Source organism: Kocuria oceani (genome assembly GCF_029524215.1).
Classification (GTDB): Bacteria; Actinomycetota; Actinomycetes; order Actinomycetales; family Micrococcaceae; genus Kocuria; species Kocuria oceani.
In genome coordinates, this window is the sequence record NZ_JARAMH010000001.1 from 278941 (window position 1) to 293723 (window position 14783).

Sequence of the window (14783 nt, forward strand, 5' to 3'; positions counted from 1 at the left end):
GACCGTCCGGAGGTGCTCGTGAGCACGCCGATCCCGGCCACACCGGCCGACCCGGACGGGTTGGCCGAGATCGCCGACGCCGTCGTGCGGCTGGGTGAGCAGCTGCGCACCGTCACCGCGGACACCCTGGTCGAGGCGGTGATCCGGCAGGCCGCGGAGACGCTGCCGGGGGCGCGGTGGGCCAGCATCACCACGCTGCGCCACGACACGTTCCGCACCCTGGCCGCCACCGGGGAGAAGGCCCGGCAGGCCGACGCGCTCCAGTACCGGGTGGGCTCGGGCCCGTGCGTGGACGCCCTGCTGGAGGACAGCGTGCACCGCTCCGGGGACCTGGCCCACGACGCCCGCTGGCCGGAGTACGGGGCGCGGGTCGCCCGGGAGCTCGGAGTGCGCAGCGCGCTGGCCTACCGGCTGATCCTGGTCCCGGACCCGGACCTGATCGCCGCGCTGAACCTGTACTCCGACGTCCCCGACGCCTTCGACGACCAGACCGAGTGGGCCGGCACGATGCTGGCCACCCACGCCGCGTGGGCGGTGTCGACGGCGCTCGCCCAGGAACGGGCCGAGAACCTGGAGGTGGCGCTGCGGTCCAACCGGGAGATCGGCACCGCCATCGGGGTGCTGATGACCCAGCACAAGCTCACCCGTCGGCAGGCGCACGAGCTGCTGCGCCTGGCCAGCCAGGACAGCAACCGGAAGATGGCCGAGATCGCCACCGAGGTCGTGGACACCGGGCAGCTCTCGATGCCGCGCCGGCCCGGCCGCCCCGCACCGGGGGCCCGGGGAGACTGAGCCGGCGCTGCGGCCGGCGTGTCCCCGGACCGCGAACGGCGGGGCCGCCCACGGGATCCCGTGGGCGGCCCCGCCGTTCGCTCGGTGCCGCCGTGGTCAGGCGGGCGAACCGTGCTGGACGATCAGCGCCGGCCCCGCCGGCTGCGCCAGGCGCTCCCGGGCGGTCCGGGCCGCCGCCACGAGGTGCTCCAGGGTGGCCCTCGTCTCCTCGTAGCCGCGGGTCTTCAGGCCGCAGTCCGGGTTGACCCACAGGGTCCGTGCCGGCACGTGCTCGAGCGCCCGCTCGAGCAGCTGCTCGATCTCCTCCTGCGCGGGCACCCGCGGGGAGTGGATGTCCCACACGCCGGGGCCGATCCCGCGGGAGAAGCCGGCGGCCTCCAGGTCCGTGAGCACCTCCATCCGGGAGCGGGCCGCCTCGATGCTCGTGACGTCGGCGTCCAGGCCGTCGATCGCCCCGACGACCTCGCCGAACTCGGAGTAGCACAGGTGGGTGTGGACCTGGGTCTCGTCCCGCACGCCCGAGGTGGCCAGGCGGAACGCGTCCACCGACCAGCGGAGGTACGCCTGCTGGTCGGCCCGGCGCAGCGGCAGCAGCTCCCGCAGGGCCGGCTCGTCGACCTGGATGATCCCGATCCCGGCGGCCTCCAGGTCCGCGACCTCGTCCCGCAGCGCCAGCGCCACCTGCCGCGCCGTCTGCTCCAGCGGCTGGTCGTCGCGCACGAAGGACCACGCGAGGATCGTGACCGGGCCGGTCAGCATGCCCTTGACGGGCCGGTCGGTGAGGGACTGGGCGTGGCCGATCCACGGGACCGTGAACGCCTCGCCGCGCAGCCCCGCGCCCTCCCGGCTGACGTCGCCCCACAGGATCGACGGGCGGGTGCAGCGGGAGCCGTAGGACTGCACCCAGCCGTGCACGGTGGTCGCGAAGCCGTCCAGGTGCTCGGCGAAGTACTGCACCATGTCGTTGCGCTCGGCCTCGCCGTGCACCAGCACGTCGAGCCCCAGCTCCTCCTGCAGCCGCACCACCCGCTCGATCTCCTCGCGCAGGAACCCGTCGTACTGGGCGTCCGTGATGGACCCGGCGCGGTGCCGGGCGCGGGCGGCGCGGACCTCGGCGGTCTGCGGGAAGGAGCCGATGGTCGTGGTGGGGAGCGGGGGCAGGGGACCGGACGCCGTGAAGGCCCGGCCCTCCTGGGCGGCGCGGCGCACCTCGGCGGGGGCGCGGCCGATCTCGGCGGGAGTCAGGGACGCGGCCCGCTCGCGCACCGCGGCGTCCCGGACCCCCGGGGCGCCCTCGCGGGAGCGGCGGGCCGCGGTGGCCTCGGCCAGCTGGTCCGCGACCGGCCCACGACCCGCGGCGAGACCGCGGGCCAGGGTGACGATCTCGCCGACCTTCTGGTCGGCGAAGGCGAGCCAGCTGCGCAGCAGCGGGTGCAGCCGGGTCTCCTCGGCCACGTCGTGCGGGACGTGGAACAGGGAGGTGGAGCTGGCCACGGCGACCCGGGCGCCGGCGCGGACCAGGTCCTCCAGCTCGTCGAGCCGGCCGGCCAGGTCGGCCCGCCACACGTTGCGCCCGTCGACCGCCCCGGCCACGAGCACCGGGGCGCCCTCGTCCGCGAACAGCGCCAGCTCCGCGGGCGCGGGGGCCGCGCCCTTGACCAGGTCCAGGTGCACGGCCTCGACCCCGCTGCGGGCCAGCGGGCGCAGCAGGGCGCCCGGGGAGCCGTAGGAGGTGGTGACGAGCAGCCGCGGCCGCCCGGGCGCGGCCGTGAGCGCCGTGTAGGCCTCCTGCACGGCCGCGGCGAGCCGCGCGGCGGGCACGTCCTGGTCGGCCACGAGCGCCGGCTCCTCCAGCTGCACCCACGGGGCACCGGCCGCGGCGAGCTCGTCGAGCAGCCGGGCGTACACCGGGAGCAGATCGGCGAGCCGCTGCAGGGGGTCGAAACCCGCGGGGGCGTCGTCGTCGGGCTTGGCCAGGAGCAGGTAGGAGACGGGGCCCACGAGGACGGGGCGGACGGTGAAGCCGTGCTCGGCGGCGCGGCGGACGTCGGCCACGAGCCGGCCGGCGGAGGCGGTGAAGGGCGTCCCGGGGCCGATCTCGGGGACCAGGTAGTGGTAGTTGGTGTCGAACCACTTGGTCAGCTCCAGCGGTGCCCGCCCGGCGTCGCCGCGGGCCAGCACGAAACCGGCGTCCAGGTCCAGGCGCCCGTCCGCCCCGGCCAGGTCCGCGAAGCGGGACGGGACCGCCCCGAGGGCCACGGTGGTGTCGAGGACCTGGTCGTAGAGGGGGAAGGCCGCGGGCAGGGACGCGTCCTGCGCGCCCAGGCCCAGCTCCATCAGCCGGCGGTAGGTGGCCAGCTGCAGCTCGCCGGCGGCGGTCTCGAGCTCCTCGCGGGTCGAGCGCCCGGCCCAGTAGGCCTCGAGGGCCTGCTTCAGCTCGCGGCGACGGCCGATCCGGGGGTAGCCGGTGATGGTGGCGGCGGGGAAGGGGACGGCAGAGGTGGTCGTGCTCATGGGTGTGCTCCTCGGCAGGTCTGGGAAGAGATTCGGGAAAAGGTGCGGGCAGAGATCGGGGAAGAGGTGCGGGACGGCGGCCGGGCCGGGCGGCGTCCCTCGCCGCTCAGGCGGGCAGCAGGTCCGGCAGGGCCGCCGGCTGGTGGGGCACGCGCGGCAGGTCCACGCGCTCCAGCAGGTCCAGGGCGGCCCGGTGCTCGTTGAAGGTGTAGAGGTGCAGCCCGGGCGCCCCGGCGTCGAGGGCCGCGCGGGCGAGGCGGGTCGCGAAGGCCACGCCCGCCCGGTGCCGCTCGGCGGGGCCGGCGGCCCCCTCCAGGGCCGCGGCCAGGCCCGGGTGGGGCCGGAGCCCGGCGAGCCGGCAGAGCGTGGCCAGCCGCCGCGGCTCCGTGACCGGCATGATGCCCGGCACGATCGGGATCGTCACCCCGGCGGCCCGGGCGGAGGCCACGAGGCGCTCGTAGCGCTGCGGGCGGAAGTAGACCTGAGTGATCGCGAAGTCGGCCCCGGCGCGCTGCTTGGCCAGCAGCACCTCGATGTCGTGGCGGAAGGACGGCGACTCGGGGTGCCGGGTCGGGTAGGCGGCCACGCCCACGGCGAGCCGTCCGCCGGCGAGGGACGCGGTGCGGCGCTGCTCGACCTCGCGCACCAGCTCCACCAGGTCCCCTGCGTGGGCCAGCTCGCCGGGCTCGGCGCCCGGCTCCAGGTCACCGCGCAGGGCCAGGACGCCCCGGACCCCGCGGTGGAGCAGGGAGGCGACGGTCTCCTCCAGCTCGGCCCGCGTGCTGCCCACGCACGTGAGGTGCGCCACGGGCCGCAGGCCGGTGCGGGTCAGGAGGTGGTCCAGCAGCGCCAGCGACCCGGCCCGCCGCGGGGCATCCCCGCTGTAGGTCACGGCGACGTGGTCGGGGCGGGTGGGCTCGAGCTCCTCGATGGTCCGCAGCAGCGTCTCGGCGCTCGCCGCGCAGCGCGGTGGATAGAGCTCGTAGGACAGCGACGGCGGTGGTGCCGTCCGGTCGGGTGGTCGTCTCACAGAACCTCCTGGGGTCACCCCGAGGGAGGGCGCCGGCCGTCCCGGGGCGGACCCGGGAGGCTGCGACAGCTCCATCGGTCCTGGCGGGAGCACCGTTCCGCGGCCCCGTGGGGCTGCGGATGGTTGCTGCGGCGTCGACGAGCCAGGTCTCTCGGCCGCTCTGGATAGATGCAGGACCCATTCCAGCGGGTGCCCCGGGCGGGTGCCAAGTCCGGCGGCGCAGAAGACGCCGGTGCGCCGACTGTGACGGCGGGCGCGTCACGCGGCGCAACATCGCCACCGGGCGGCGCGGGACCCGCGCGGCCGGCGCGGCACCGCCGCCGTGCACCGGTTCGCAGGGCGCCCGCTCGCGGTGATAAAGAACGTGCCCGCCGCGACGATCCCAGGAATGAGAACCCATGCCCAGTTCGCCCCGCATCGTGGCGGTCGTCCCGTGCCACAACGAGGAGGCCGCGATCGCGAAGGTCGTCACCGATCTGCACGCCACGGTCCCCGGCATCGAGGTCCACGTCTACGACAACTGCTCGACCGACGGCACCGCCGAGGCCGCGCGGCGGGCCGGCGCGCACGTGCGGCGCGAGGAGGAGAAGGGGAAGGGCAACGTGGTGCGGCGGGCCTTCGCGGACCTCGACGCCGACGTCTACCTGCTCATCGACGGCGACGACACCTACGACGTGGCCGACGCGCCCCGGATGATCGCGACCCTGCTGGGGGGCCCCTACGACCACGTGCTCGGGGTGCGCCGCCAGGTCAGCGGCACGGCCTACCGGGCCGGCCACGAGTCCGGCAACCGGTTCTTCAACACCCTCGTCACCTTCGCCTTCCGCCGGCAGGTCACCGACATGCTCAGCGGCTACCGGGTCTTCTCGCGGCGCTTCGTGAAGTCCTTCCCGGCGCTGTCCCGGGAGTTCGAGATCGAGACCGAGCTGACCGTGCACGCCGTCAACGCCCGCGTGCCGCAGACCGAGGTGGAGGTGGGCTTCCGGGACCGGGCCGAGGGCAGCGAGAGCAAGCTGCGGACCTACCACGACGGTTTCCGGATCCTGGGCATCTTCGCCCAGCTGCTCTTCCAGGAACGCCCCTTCCTGGTGACCGGCGCCGCCTCGTGCGCCCTGTTCGTGCTCGGCCTGGTCCTGGGCCTGCCCGTGGTGGTGGAGTTCGCGGGCACCGGGCTGGTGCCCCGATTCCCGACGGCGTTCCTGGCCGCGTCCCTCATGGTGCTGGCCGGGGTGTTCCTGCTGATGGGCGTCCTGCTGCACGGGCAGGCGAGGATCCGCCGGGAGACCTCCCGGCTGTTCTACCTGCGCCAGCCGGCCCCGCCCTGGAGCGGTGCGGCCGACGCCGGCCGTCCTGCCCCGGCCGCTGTGGAGGAGCGCGGGTGAGCACAGGCGGGGGCATCGGCGGTTCTCCGGTGGCGCTGCGCCCCTGACCTGCATCGGCGGGGACGGACGTCACGATCCGATCTCGGAGCTGGCCGCACGGACCCGCCGGACGTAGCCTTTAACAACCAACAGGTTGATCAAGGAAAACGTTGACAAACACCGTGGATGACGACGACCTGCTCGACCGGGCCTTCCTTGCTCTCGCCGACCCGGTCCGGCGGCGGATCGTCGCCCGGCTCAGCCGGGGCCCGGCCACGGTCACCGAACTGGCGGAACCTTTCGCGATCTCCAAGCAGGCGGTCTCGAAGCACATCCAGGTCCTCGAGCAGGCGCAGCTCGTCACGCGCACCCGTGACGCCCAGCGGCGGCCCGTCCACCTGGACCCCGCACGGCTGGAGGCGCTCACCGCCTGGATCGACCGGTACCGGCTGGTCCGGGAGGAGCAGTTCCGCCGCCTCGACGCCGTGCTCGACACCCGCGCCGCACCCCGCGGCGCGCACCGGGAGGAGCCCACCATGGGACACGCCCTGCACCTGACCGTCCCCGACGACGTGCCGTACATCGACTTCGAGCGGGACTTCGACTTCCCCGTGGCGGAGGTCTACCGCGCCCACGCCGACCCCGAGCTGTTCCGGCAGTGGATCGGCCCGCGCGGGCTGCGGACCCGGATCGACGGCTTCGAGTTCCGCGCCGGCGGTGCCTACCGCTTCGTCCAGCGCGGCGAGGACAGCGCCGAGGAGCACGCCTTCCGCGGCGTGTTCCACACGGTGCGCGAGAACGAGCTGGTCGTCCAGACCTTCGAGTACGAGGGCTGGCCCGACGCGGTCGACCTCGAGTACCTGCGCTTCGAGGACCTGGGCGGCGGCCGGTGCCGGCTGCGCGGGCACACCGTCCACGCCTCGCAGGAGGCCCGCGACGGGATGGTCGGCTCCGGCATGGAGAAGGGCATGGCCGAGGGCTACGAGCGGCTCGAGGAGCTGCTGGCCGGGCTGCTCGGCGGACAGGGAGGCTGAGCGTGGACTGGACCCTCGAGGTGGTGCTGGTGCCGGTGCGCGACGTCGACCGGGCCGTGGAGTTCTACCGGGACCAGGTCGGCTTCCGCCTCGACCACCACACCAGCACCGAGCAGATGGACATCGCCCAGCTGACCCCGCCCGGGTCCGGCTGCTCCATCGTGGTGGGCAACCTCCCCGCCCACCGGGAGATGGCCCCCGGATCCCTGCGCGGGCTCCAGCTGGTGGTCGCGGACGCCCGGGCGGCCCGGGAGGAGCTGCTGTCCCGGGGCGTGGAGGTCAGCGGGATCACGGTGCTCGACGAGCGGGACGGCGGCACGGTCTTCAGCTTCAGCGATCCCGACGGCAACTCCTGGGCGGTGCAGGAGCTGCGGGTCCGCGCCGAGCGGCCGCTGATCCCGCCCGAGCACCGTCTCTGACACCGGCCCTGACGGCGTTGCTGACGGGGCTTCCGGCGCCGGTTCCGGCGCGGCCTCCGGTCCCGACCGGGGCCTGTCCCGGGGCACGTCGTGCGGCGCGGCCGGGGGCGGCGTGCCGCCGGTCAGTCCCGCCCGGCGTGCTCGGCCCGGCGGCCGAGCAGCTTCGAGGCCAGCGCGATGAGCAGCACCAGAGCGGCGGTCAGCAGCAGCTGGCCGCGCACGGCGTCGTCGAGCAGGCCGAGCAGCAGGATGCCGGCGAGGATCGCCAGCGCCAGCCAGGACAGCCACGGGAAGGCCCACATCCGCAGCGGCAGCTCGGTCCCGTCCCGGTCCGCGCGGCGGCGCAGCACGATCTGGGAGACGAGGGCAAGCCCCCAGACCACGAGGCAGGTGGCGCCGACCGTGTTGAGCATCCACAGCAGCACGGTCTCGGGCCACAGGTAGTTCAGCACCACCGCCCCGAAGCCGAAGGCCACGGAGACGAGCACCGCCGTCCGGGGCACCCCTCGGGCGGAGACGTCGGCGAAGGCCCGCGGGGCGGACCCGCGGCGGGCCAGCGAGTACAGCATCCGGGACGAGCCGTAGACGTTGGCGTTGAGCGCCGAGAGCAGTGCCAGGATGATGATCACGGCCATCACCACGTCGGCGCCCGGCACCCCGGCGCGCTCCAGCACGGCCACGAAGGGGCTCACGGAGAGCTGCTCGTCGTCCCACGGCAGCACCAGCACCATCACGGTCACCGCGCCCACGTAGAAGACGAGGATGCGGACCAGGATGGTGCGCACGGCCCGCGCCACGTTGTGCTGCGGGTCCTCGGTCTCCGCGGCCGCGATGGTCACCAGCTCCGTGCCGCCGAACGCGAAGATCACCACGAGCAGCGCGGCTGCGACCCCGGTGAGCCCGTTGGGCAGGAAGCCGCCGTGCGCGGTGAGGTTGCCGAGCCCGGGGGAGGGCACGTCGGTCAGGCCCAGCAGCACGGCCAGACCGACCCCCAGGAACGCCAGCACGGCGAGCACCTTCATCAGGGCGAACCAGAACTCGGTCTCCCCGAGGGTGCGCACCTTCACCAGGTTGACCGCCGTGAACACCACCATGAACAGCAGCGCCAGCACCCACTGCTCGGCCACCGGCCACAGCTCCGTCAGCAGCTGGGCCGCGGCCGTGGCCTCCGCCGCGACCACCACCACGATCTGCGCCCACCACAGCCAGCCGAGGGTCCGGCCCACGGTGCGGCCCATGGCCTTCTCGGCGTAGGTGGAGAAGGCGCCCGGGGACGGGTCCGCGGCAGCCATCTCGCCCAGCGCCCGCATCACCAGTACGAGCAGCACGCAGGCCACCAGGAAGGACAGCAGCACCGCCGGCCCCGCCGTGCGGATCGCGGCGCCGGTGCCGATGAACAGGCCGGTGCCGATCGCGCTGCCCAGGGCCATCATCACCAGGTGACGCGCCTTGAGGTGGGTGCCGGGCGCGGGCCCGGACGGTGCGGCCGGGCGCGCCGGGGCGGACTCGGCCCGGGTCCAGGAGGAAGGGGAACTCATGGGCATCCAGGGTATCGGACCCCGGCGCTGCCGGGCGGCGGGCCCGGATGCGTGCGCCCGGTCACGGACCGCTAGACTTGCACGGTACGAGCCCCTGGGCCTCCATCCTGCCGGCGCGGCGCCGCCTCGAGCGTGCGGACAGGACCGGGTCGACACAGGGGCGTTGTCGTGCCCGGCCGGGGCGAGCCTCCGCCGGGCCCCGCGGGAGAGCTCCCGCGTCATCCAGGCAGGAGAGTCCGTCAATGCCAGCAATCGTGATCGTCGGCGCCCAGTGGGGCGACGAGGGCAAGGGCAAGGCCACCGACCTGCTCGGCGGCCGCGTCGACTACGTGGTCAAGCCCAACGGCGGCAACAACGCCGGGCACACCGTGGTGGTGGGCGGGGACAAGTTCGAGCTGAAGCTCCTGCCGGCGGGGATCCTCAGTCCCAACGCCGTCCCCGTGATCGGCAACGGCGTCGTCGTCAATCCCCAGGCCCTCTTCGAGGAGCTCGACGGCCTGGAGGCGCGCGGGGCGGACACCTCGCGGCTGCGGCTCTCCGCGAACGCCCACCTGGTGGCCCCCTACCACCAGACCATGGACCAGGTCAGCGAGCGCTTCCTCGGCAAGCGGGCGATCGGCACCACCGGGCGCGGCATCGGCCCGGCCTACATGGACAAGGTCGGCCGGCTGGGCATCCGCGTGCAGGACGTCCTGGACGAGTCGATCCTGCGGCAGAAGATCGAGGGCGCGCTGCGGCAGAAGAACGAGCTGCTGGTGAAGCTCTACAACCGCCGGGACATCGACGTCGAGGAGGTCGTGCAGTACTTCCTGGGCTACGCCGAGCGGCTGGCCCCGATGATCGTGGACTCCACCTACCTCCTCAACCAGGCCCTCGACGAGGACAAGGTCGTGCTCATGGAGGGCGGCCAGGCCACCTTCCTCGACGTGGACCACGGCACCTACCCGTTCGTGACCTCCTCCAACCCCACGGCCGGCGGCGCGTCCGTGGGCTCGGGCATCGGCCCCACCCGCATCACCCGCGCGATCGGGATCATCAAGGCCTACACCACCCGGGTGGGCGCCGGCCCGTTCCCCACGGAGCTGTTCGACGAGATGGGCGAGCGGCTGCGCACCACCGGCGGCGAGTTCGGCGTGAACACCGGCCGCCCGCGCCGCACCGGCTGGTACGACGCCGTGATGGCCCGCCACGCCTCCCGGATCAACGGCTTCACCGACTACTTCCTCACCAAGCTCGACGTCCTCACGGGCATCGAGCGGATCCCGGTGTGCGTGGCCTACGACGTCGACGGCGTGCGCCACGACGAGATGCCGATGACCCAGACGGAGTTCCACCACGCCAAGCCGATCTTCGAGCACTTCGACGGCTGGACGGAGAACATCACCGGCTGCCGCTCCCTGGAGGACCTGCCGGTCAACGCCCGCGCCTACGTGGAGGCGCTCGAGTCGATGAGCGGCACCCGGATGTCGGCCATCGGCGTGGGCCCGGACCGCGACGACACCATCGTGGTCCGCGACCTCATCGACTGACCCCTCGCGCCGAGGTGGCACGTGGCGGCGACCGGAGCGCGCGGTCGCCGCCACGTGCCACCTCGGCGCAGGAGCGCGGGGTCAGACGAGGACGAGCACCACCCAGACGCCGAGCGCGCCGAGCACGAGCACGGCGAGCGCGGTGGCCAGCACCGCCCCTGCCTCCGGGGCCGACTCCTCCCGGGAGATCCCGCGGGCACTGCGCGCGTACCGCGGCCGCTGGGTCAGGTAGATCGACCCGGCCGTGAGCACTGCCAGCCCGAAGAGCACCAGCACGAACGGCCCGTGCTGGGGGAGCCAGCGCAGGAAGACCGCCGAGACCACCACGAAGGACATCAGGGTCCGCCCCCAGGCCATGGTGGTCCGCTCGGGCTGCAGGCCCTGGTCCGCGTGCGGGCGCTCCGGCGGCGGGGCGGGCCGGGGGCTCCGCGGGCGCGCCATCTCAGCCCTGCAGAACGACGACGACGAGCACTCCCGCCGCGATCGCCCCGCCCACCGCGAGCACCGGCGCGATCAGGGGCAGGGGCAGCGGGGCCCCGCGCCGCATGCTCCGCTCGACCCCGATCCAGCGGAACGTGGCGCCCGCGCTGACCAGCATGCTCAGCACCAGCAGGACGACCGCGAGGAACGTGCGGACGGCCTCGTCGAACAGGTCCGCGGTGAACGCCTCGATCGCGATCCCGCCGGCCAGGAACGCCAGCGCGGTCCGGATCCAGGCGAGGAACGTGCGCTCGTTGGCCAGGGTGAACCGGGGGTCGGGGTTCTCCCCGCCGCCGAGCACCCGCTCGGTCAGCCGGCGCCGTCCCGGGGTTCCCGGCTGCTCGCCCATCGTCCGCCCTCCGCTCGCCCGGTCGTTCCACGGCCCATCCTGTCACGGGGCCCCGCCCGCGCCGGGGCGGCGGGGACGGCACTGTTGTCCGGATCACGTCCGCGCCATACCCTGGGACTCCCTCCGACCCCCCTGAGGAGCCCCCCATGGAACATGCCCGCACCGCACGTCTGACCTCCGCACTCGCCCTGGCGGCCCTGCTCGCCGCCGGCGGCGCCGTCACCGCGCCCGCCACCGCCGTGGGCGAGGGCCCCAACCCCGGCAACGGCCAGTACACGACCGCCCACCTCAGCACCTACGAGGACCTGGCCGCGCAGCTGCAGGACCAGGACGCGCGCCAGGACGCGCTCGAGCTGAAGGTCATCGGCCAGTCCGTCAAGGGCCGGGACCTCTACCTCGCCGAGTACGTCTCCGATCCCGAGAACCCCACGATCCTGTACCTGACCCAGCAGCACGGCAACGAGCAGCTCACCACCGAAGGGGCGCTCAGCTTCATCAAGGCCCTGGGCACCGGCAAGTCCGCCGACCTGCTCCAGAACGTGAACATCCTCGTGGTGCCCATGCTCAACCCGGACGGCGCGATGGGCGACGTCGACTTCCCGCTCGACGACTACCTGGCCAAGGACCGCCACCTCACCCGGTACAACGCCAACGGGATCGACCTCAACCGCGACCACGTCGCGCGCACGCAGCCCGAGACGCGGGCGCTGCACGAGAACGTGCTGGGCGCCTACGACATCGACTACATGATCGACCTGCACCACCAGGGCACGCAGCCCGAGGTGGACGGGGAGCTCGTCTCCGGCTCGATCCTGTACCCGACGACGCCGCACGCCGACCCCGAGCTCGTCCGGCGCTCGCAGCAGCTCGGCGCCGTGGTGCACGCCGCGATCGAGCCCACCGGCTGGGGCCGGCTCGGCAAGTACGTCGGCGGGACGGCCGAGACCATCAGCCGCAACGGGATCGCGGTCGAGTACGGGGTGGCCACGCTGCTGTTCGAGATGCGCGGGATGTCCGACCACTACCGCGAGGACTACATCCTCGGCGCCCGCAGCAACGGCTACCTGATCCGCCAGACGGTGCTGACCCTCACGGAGACGGCCCGGGCGATCGGGGACGGGTCGATCGGGACCGCCGACACCAGCTTCTGGGAGACGCTGCCGGAGCAGACCACCCGCACGGAGTGACGGCGGCGGCGCGGAACGCCCGGCGTCGGGCGGCCCGCGCACCCGGCCCTGCGTGGGCCGTGGCGCGGGCGGGACCGGGCGGTCCCGCCCGCGCGCGGCGGCGGATACAGTGGGCGCAGCGGCGCCGCCGGCGCACCGCGCCGGGGCGCCCCGGACCCGCCGCCGCACCGAGGAGAGACCGTGAAGATCGCCGTCGGACAGTTCGCGCCCACCGCGGACACGGCCGAGAACCTGCAGACCATGCGCCGGATGGCCGGTGAGGCCGCCGCCGCCGGCGCGGAGCTCGTCGTGTTCCCCGAGGAGGCCATGTTCTCCGAGCGGCTCATCGGGGAGCTGTTCGAGGAGCTGGTGCTGCGCGGGTGGTCCGGCTTCGTCCAGCAGCTGTCCTTCCTGGCCGCGCAGACGGGCGTGGCCGTGATCGCCGGTGGCTACGAGGCCTCCGCCGACGGCCGGCCCTACAACACGCTCGTGGCGGTGGACGGACAGGGGGCGATCCTCGGCACGTACCGCAAGCTCCACCTCTACGACGCGTTCAGCCACCGGGAGTCCGACCGGATCCGGCCGGGGGACAAGGGCGTGACGGTGGTGCGGATCGGTGAGCTCTCGGTCGGCATGATCACCTGCTACGACCTGCGCTTCCCCGAGATCTGCCGTGCCGTGGTCGACGCCGGGGCGCAGCTGCTGACCGTGCCCGCCGCCTGGTTCGCCGGGGAGCACAAGGTGGACCACTGGCAGGCGCTGCTCAAGGCCCGCGCCATCGAGAACACGGCCTGGGTGGCGGCCGCGGACACCTGCGCCGAGCACACGGTCGGCCGCTCCGCCGTCCTGGACCCGCTCGGCGTGGTCGTGGCCGAGGCCGGGGAGGAGGAGGCGGTGCTCACCGCCGACGTCACCGCGGAGCGCATCGACGAGGTGCGCCGGACCGTGCCCGTGCTCGCCAACCGCCGGTTCGGCCCGGCCCCGCTCATCCCGGAGGACTGACCTCGTGGTCGCCGCCGCCCGGGCGCCCGGCCTCCCGCCCGATCTCCCGCCCGAGGACGTCGTGCGGTCCGTGCTGCGGCCCCGCACCGTGGTGGCGCTGTTCGCCGGGCTGTCCGTGCTGTTCGGCGCCGTCTTCGCCCTCATGGTGCCGGTGGCCTGGGGCCCGGACGAGGGCGCCCACTTCCACCGTGCGTTCCAGGTCTCCGAGGGAGGTCTTGCCCCCGAGCGGCTGCCCGACGACGGGCCCTACCCCGTCTACGGCGGCGAGGCGCCCGCCAGCGCGACCCGCTTCATCGGAGGCTTCGGCGGGCCGCCGGGATCCACGGAGCACCGGTCGGACCCGCTGTTCGTCCCGTCCGAGGCCCGCCGGCAGGCGCTCGCCGAACCCCTGAACGGGGAGACGGTGACGGCGTGGTTCCCGAACACGGCCGCGTACTCGCCGGTTCCCTACCTGCCCGCAGCACTCGGGGCGCGGCTCGCCGCCGCGGCCGACCTCGGCGTGGGCGGCGCCTGGACCCTGATGCGGATGCTGCAGGTCCTGTCATACACGGCGGTGGCCGCGGTGGGGCTGTGGTCCCTGCGGCGCACGCGGTTCTTCTGGGTGGGCTTCTGCGTGGCGCTGCTGCCCACCGCCCTCTACCAGTCGGCGGTGATCTCCGCGGACTCGGTGACCAACGCCGTCGTCTTCACATTCACCGCCCTGGTGCTGCGGGCCACCGTGCTGGACCGCTCCCCGGAGCCGGTCTCCCGGGCCGAGCTGGCGGTCCTGCTCGTGGGCGCGACCGCCCTCCCGCTCATGAAGCCCACCTACGTGATCCTGTCGTTGCTGCTGCTGGCGGTCCCCCTGCGCAAGTACCCGCTGCCGCGCCTCGCCGGCCGAGGGCCGGTCCCGGCCGCCCTGCTGCTCGGCGGGTGCCTGGTGCTGACCTTCGGGGCCTTCGCGTGGTGGATGTGGCTGGCCTCGGGGACGGCCGAGGCCATGGGCCTGCTCCGCGGAGCGGCGGAGCGGCACACGGTGCGGCCCGGTGACCAGCTGGCCTTCGTCCTGGGTGAGCCCTTGGCGGTCCTGGGCGTGGCGGCGCGGACGATCCTGACGCTGGACTGGGTCTACGCGGCCAGCTTCGTGAGCCAGATGGGCTACGGGCTCGGGGAGAACGTCAACGGACCGTTCATCGGCGCCGTGTGCTGGCTCGTCGCCGCGGGCGCCGCGTTCTTCCACGGCCCTCGGGGTGTCGCGTCGCGCCGGCTGACGGCGTGGTTCGCGGGGGTCCTGCTGCTCAACGTCGCGGCGATCTTCGGCACGCTCTACCTCAGCTTCGCCCCGGTGGAGTCCGGGATCGTCAACGGTGTGCAGGGCCGCTACTTCGTCCCGCTCGCCCTGCTGCTGCTCGGGACGCTGGTGCCGCTGGTGCGCGCCCGGTTCCCCGCCGCGCCGGCGGCCCTGCGCCGGGTGGACACCATGATCCTGGTGCTCGTCCCGCTCTCGGCCGTGCTGGCCGTGGCCGGCTACGCCACGGTGATGCACGTCACCGGCCACTATGCCCTTCCCTGACCGACCGCACCGACGAC

The 14783-nt window shown here is 74.1% G+C and carries 13 protein-coding genes, 1 pseudogene and 1 riboswitch; of the genes and pseudogenes, 9 read left to right on the forward strand and 5 right to left on the reverse strand.

The window, feature by feature from the left end; genetic code table 11:
* Window positions 1–18 precede the first annotated feature (18 nt).
* A complete protein-coding gene (locus tag PU704_RS01385) occupies window positions 19–792 on the forward strand; it encodes a GAF and ANTAR domain-containing protein (RefSeq protein WP_277549817.1) in 774 nt (257 codons plus the stop codon).
* Between the two features lie 96 nt (window positions 793–888).
* On the opposite strand, the gene metE is transcribed toward PU704_RS01385, so the two are convergent.
* Window positions 889–3306 (reverse strand): 5-methyltetrahydropteroyltriglutamate--homocysteine S-methyltransferase, encoded by a 2418-nt coding sequence (metE, locus tag PU704_RS01390; RefSeq protein WP_277549818.1) that lies wholly within the window; start codon window positions 3304–3306, stop codon window positions 889–891.
* 106 nt (window positions 3307–3412) lie between these two features.
* A complete protein-coding gene (locus PU704_RS01395) occupies window positions 3413–4336 on the reverse strand; it encodes a methylenetetrahydrofolate reductase (RefSeq protein WP_277549819.1) in 924 nt (307 codons plus the stop codon).
* 68 nt (window positions 4337–4404) lie between these two features.
* Window positions 4405–4507: riboswitch (SAM riboswitch) on the reverse strand.
* Window positions 4508–4734: 227 nt separating this feature from the next.
* Here PU704_RS01395 and PU704_RS01400 point away from each other — a divergent pair.
* The 4 genes and pseudogenes from PU704_RS01400 (at window position 4735) to PU704_RS01415 (ending at window position 7150) form a co-directional block, all read left to right on the forward strand.
* The gene (locus tag PU704_RS01400) at window positions 4735–5718 is read left to right on the forward strand and encodes a glycosyltransferase (RefSeq protein WP_277549820.1); all 984 of its coding nucleotides are present in this window, start codon (window positions 4735–4737) and stop codon (window positions 5716–5718) included.
* A gap of 161 nt (window positions 5719–5879) precedes the next feature.
* Window positions 5880–6227 (forward strand): annotated as a pseudogene (locus tag PU704_RS01405) (ArsR/SmtB family transcription factor); the annotation flags it as partial.
* A gap of 6 nt (window positions 6228–6233) precedes the next feature.
* Window positions 6234–6731, forward strand: a complete 498-nt coding sequence (locus tag PU704_RS01410) for an SRPBCC family protein (protein WP_277549912.1) — start codon at window positions 6234–6236, stop codon at window positions 6729–6731.
* 2 nt (window positions 6732–6733) lie between these two features.
* Window positions 6734–7150, forward strand: coding sequence for a VOC family protein (locus PU704_RS01415; protein ID WP_277549821.1), 417 nt, complete (start codon window positions 6734–6736; stop codon window positions 7148–7150).
* A 122-nt stretch (window positions 7151–7272) separates the two neighbouring features.
* On the opposite strand, the gene PU704_RS01420 is transcribed toward PU704_RS01415, so the two are convergent.
* Window positions 7273–8694 (reverse strand): amino acid permease, encoded by a 1422-nt coding sequence (locus PU704_RS01420; RefSeq protein ID WP_380112830.1) that lies wholly within the window; start codon window positions 8692–8694, stop codon window positions 7273–7275.
* A 236-nt stretch (window positions 8695–8930) separates the two neighbouring features.
* On the opposite strand from PU704_RS01420, the gene PU704_RS01425 reads away from it, so the two are divergent.
* Window positions 8931–10217, forward strand: a complete 1287-nt coding sequence (locus PU704_RS01425) for an adenylosuccinate synthase (protein ID WP_277549824.1) — start codon at window positions 8931–8933, stop codon at window positions 10215–10217.
* 81 nt (window positions 10218–10298) lie between these two features.
* On the opposite strand, the gene PU704_RS01430 is transcribed toward PU704_RS01425, so the two are convergent.
* Together PU704_RS01430 and PU704_RS01435 are read right to left on the reverse strand one after the other, a co-directional pair.
* Window positions 10299–10658, reverse strand: a complete 360-nt coding sequence (locus tag PU704_RS01430; protein ID WP_277549825.1) for a DUF202 domain-containing protein — start codon at window positions 10656–10658, stop codon at window positions 10299–10301.
* Window position 10659: 1 nt separating this feature from the next.
* Window positions 10660–11046 (reverse strand): YidH family protein, encoded by a 387-nt coding sequence (locus PU704_RS01435; RefSeq protein WP_277549826.1) that lies wholly within the window; start codon window positions 11044–11046, stop codon window positions 10660–10662.
* 146 nt (window positions 11047–11192) lie between these two features.
* Between PU704_RS01435 and PU704_RS01440 the strand changes: the two genes are divergently transcribed.
* From PU704_RS01440 to PU704_RS01450, 3 genes are all read left to right on the forward strand, one after another.
* Window positions 11193–12233 carry a M14 family zinc carboxypeptidase gene (locus PU704_RS01440; protein WP_277549827.1) on the forward strand — a complete coding sequence of 347 codons (1041 nt, stop codon included), beginning with the start codon at window positions 11193–11195 and terminating at the stop codon, window positions 12231–12233.
* Between the two features lie 180 nt (window positions 12234–12413).
* The gene (locus PU704_RS01445) at window positions 12414–13214 is read left to right on the forward strand and encodes a carbon-nitrogen hydrolase family protein (protein WP_277549828.1); all 801 of its coding nucleotides are present in this window, start codon (window positions 12414–12416) and stop codon (window positions 13212–13214) included.
* A gap of 4 nt (window positions 13215–13218) precedes the next feature.
* Window positions 13219–14766 carry a DUF2142 domain-containing protein gene (locus tag PU704_RS01450; RefSeq protein ID WP_277549829.1) on the forward strand — a complete coding sequence of 516 codons (1548 nt, stop codon included), beginning with the start codon at window positions 13219–13221 and terminating at the stop codon, window positions 14764–14766.
* Window positions 14767–14783: the final 17 nt, after the last annotated feature.

What these genes read in the sequence shown, in the direction of transcription:
- metE (WP_277549818.1), bottom strand. Translation starts at nt 3,306, where the DNA reads ATGAGCACGACCACCTCTGCCGTCCCCTTCCCCGCCGCCACCATCACC.
- PU704_RS01400 (WP_277549820.1), top strand. Translation starts at nt 4,735, where the DNA reads ATGCCCAGTTCGCCCCGCATCGTGGCGGTCGTCCCGTGCCACAACGAG.
- PU704_RS01410 (WP_277549912.1), top strand. Translation starts at nt 6,234, where the DNA reads ATGGGACACGCCCTGCACCTGACCGTCCCCGACGACGTGCCGTACATC.
- PU704_RS01420 (WP_380112830.1), bottom strand. Translation starts at nt 8,694, where the DNA reads ATGCCCATGAGTTCCCCTTCCTCCTGGACCCGGGCCGAGTCCGCCCCG.
- PU704_RS01425 (WP_277549824.1), top strand. Translation starts at nt 8,931, where the DNA reads ATGCCAGCAATCGTGATCGTCGGCGCCCAGTGGGGCGACGAGGGCAAG.
- PU704_RS01430 (WP_277549825.1), bottom strand. Translation starts at nt 10,658, where the DNA reads ATGGCGCGCCCGCGGAGCCCCCGGCCCGCCCCGCCGCCGGAGCGCCCG.
- PU704_RS01435 (WP_277549826.1), bottom strand. Translation starts at nt 11,046, where the DNA reads ATGGGCGAGCAGCCGGGAACCCCGGGACGGCGCCGGCTGACCGAGCGG.
- PU704_RS01440 (WP_277549827.1), top strand. Translation starts at nt 11,193, where the DNA reads ATGGAACATGCCCGCACCGCACGTCTGACCTCCGCACTCGCCCTGGCG.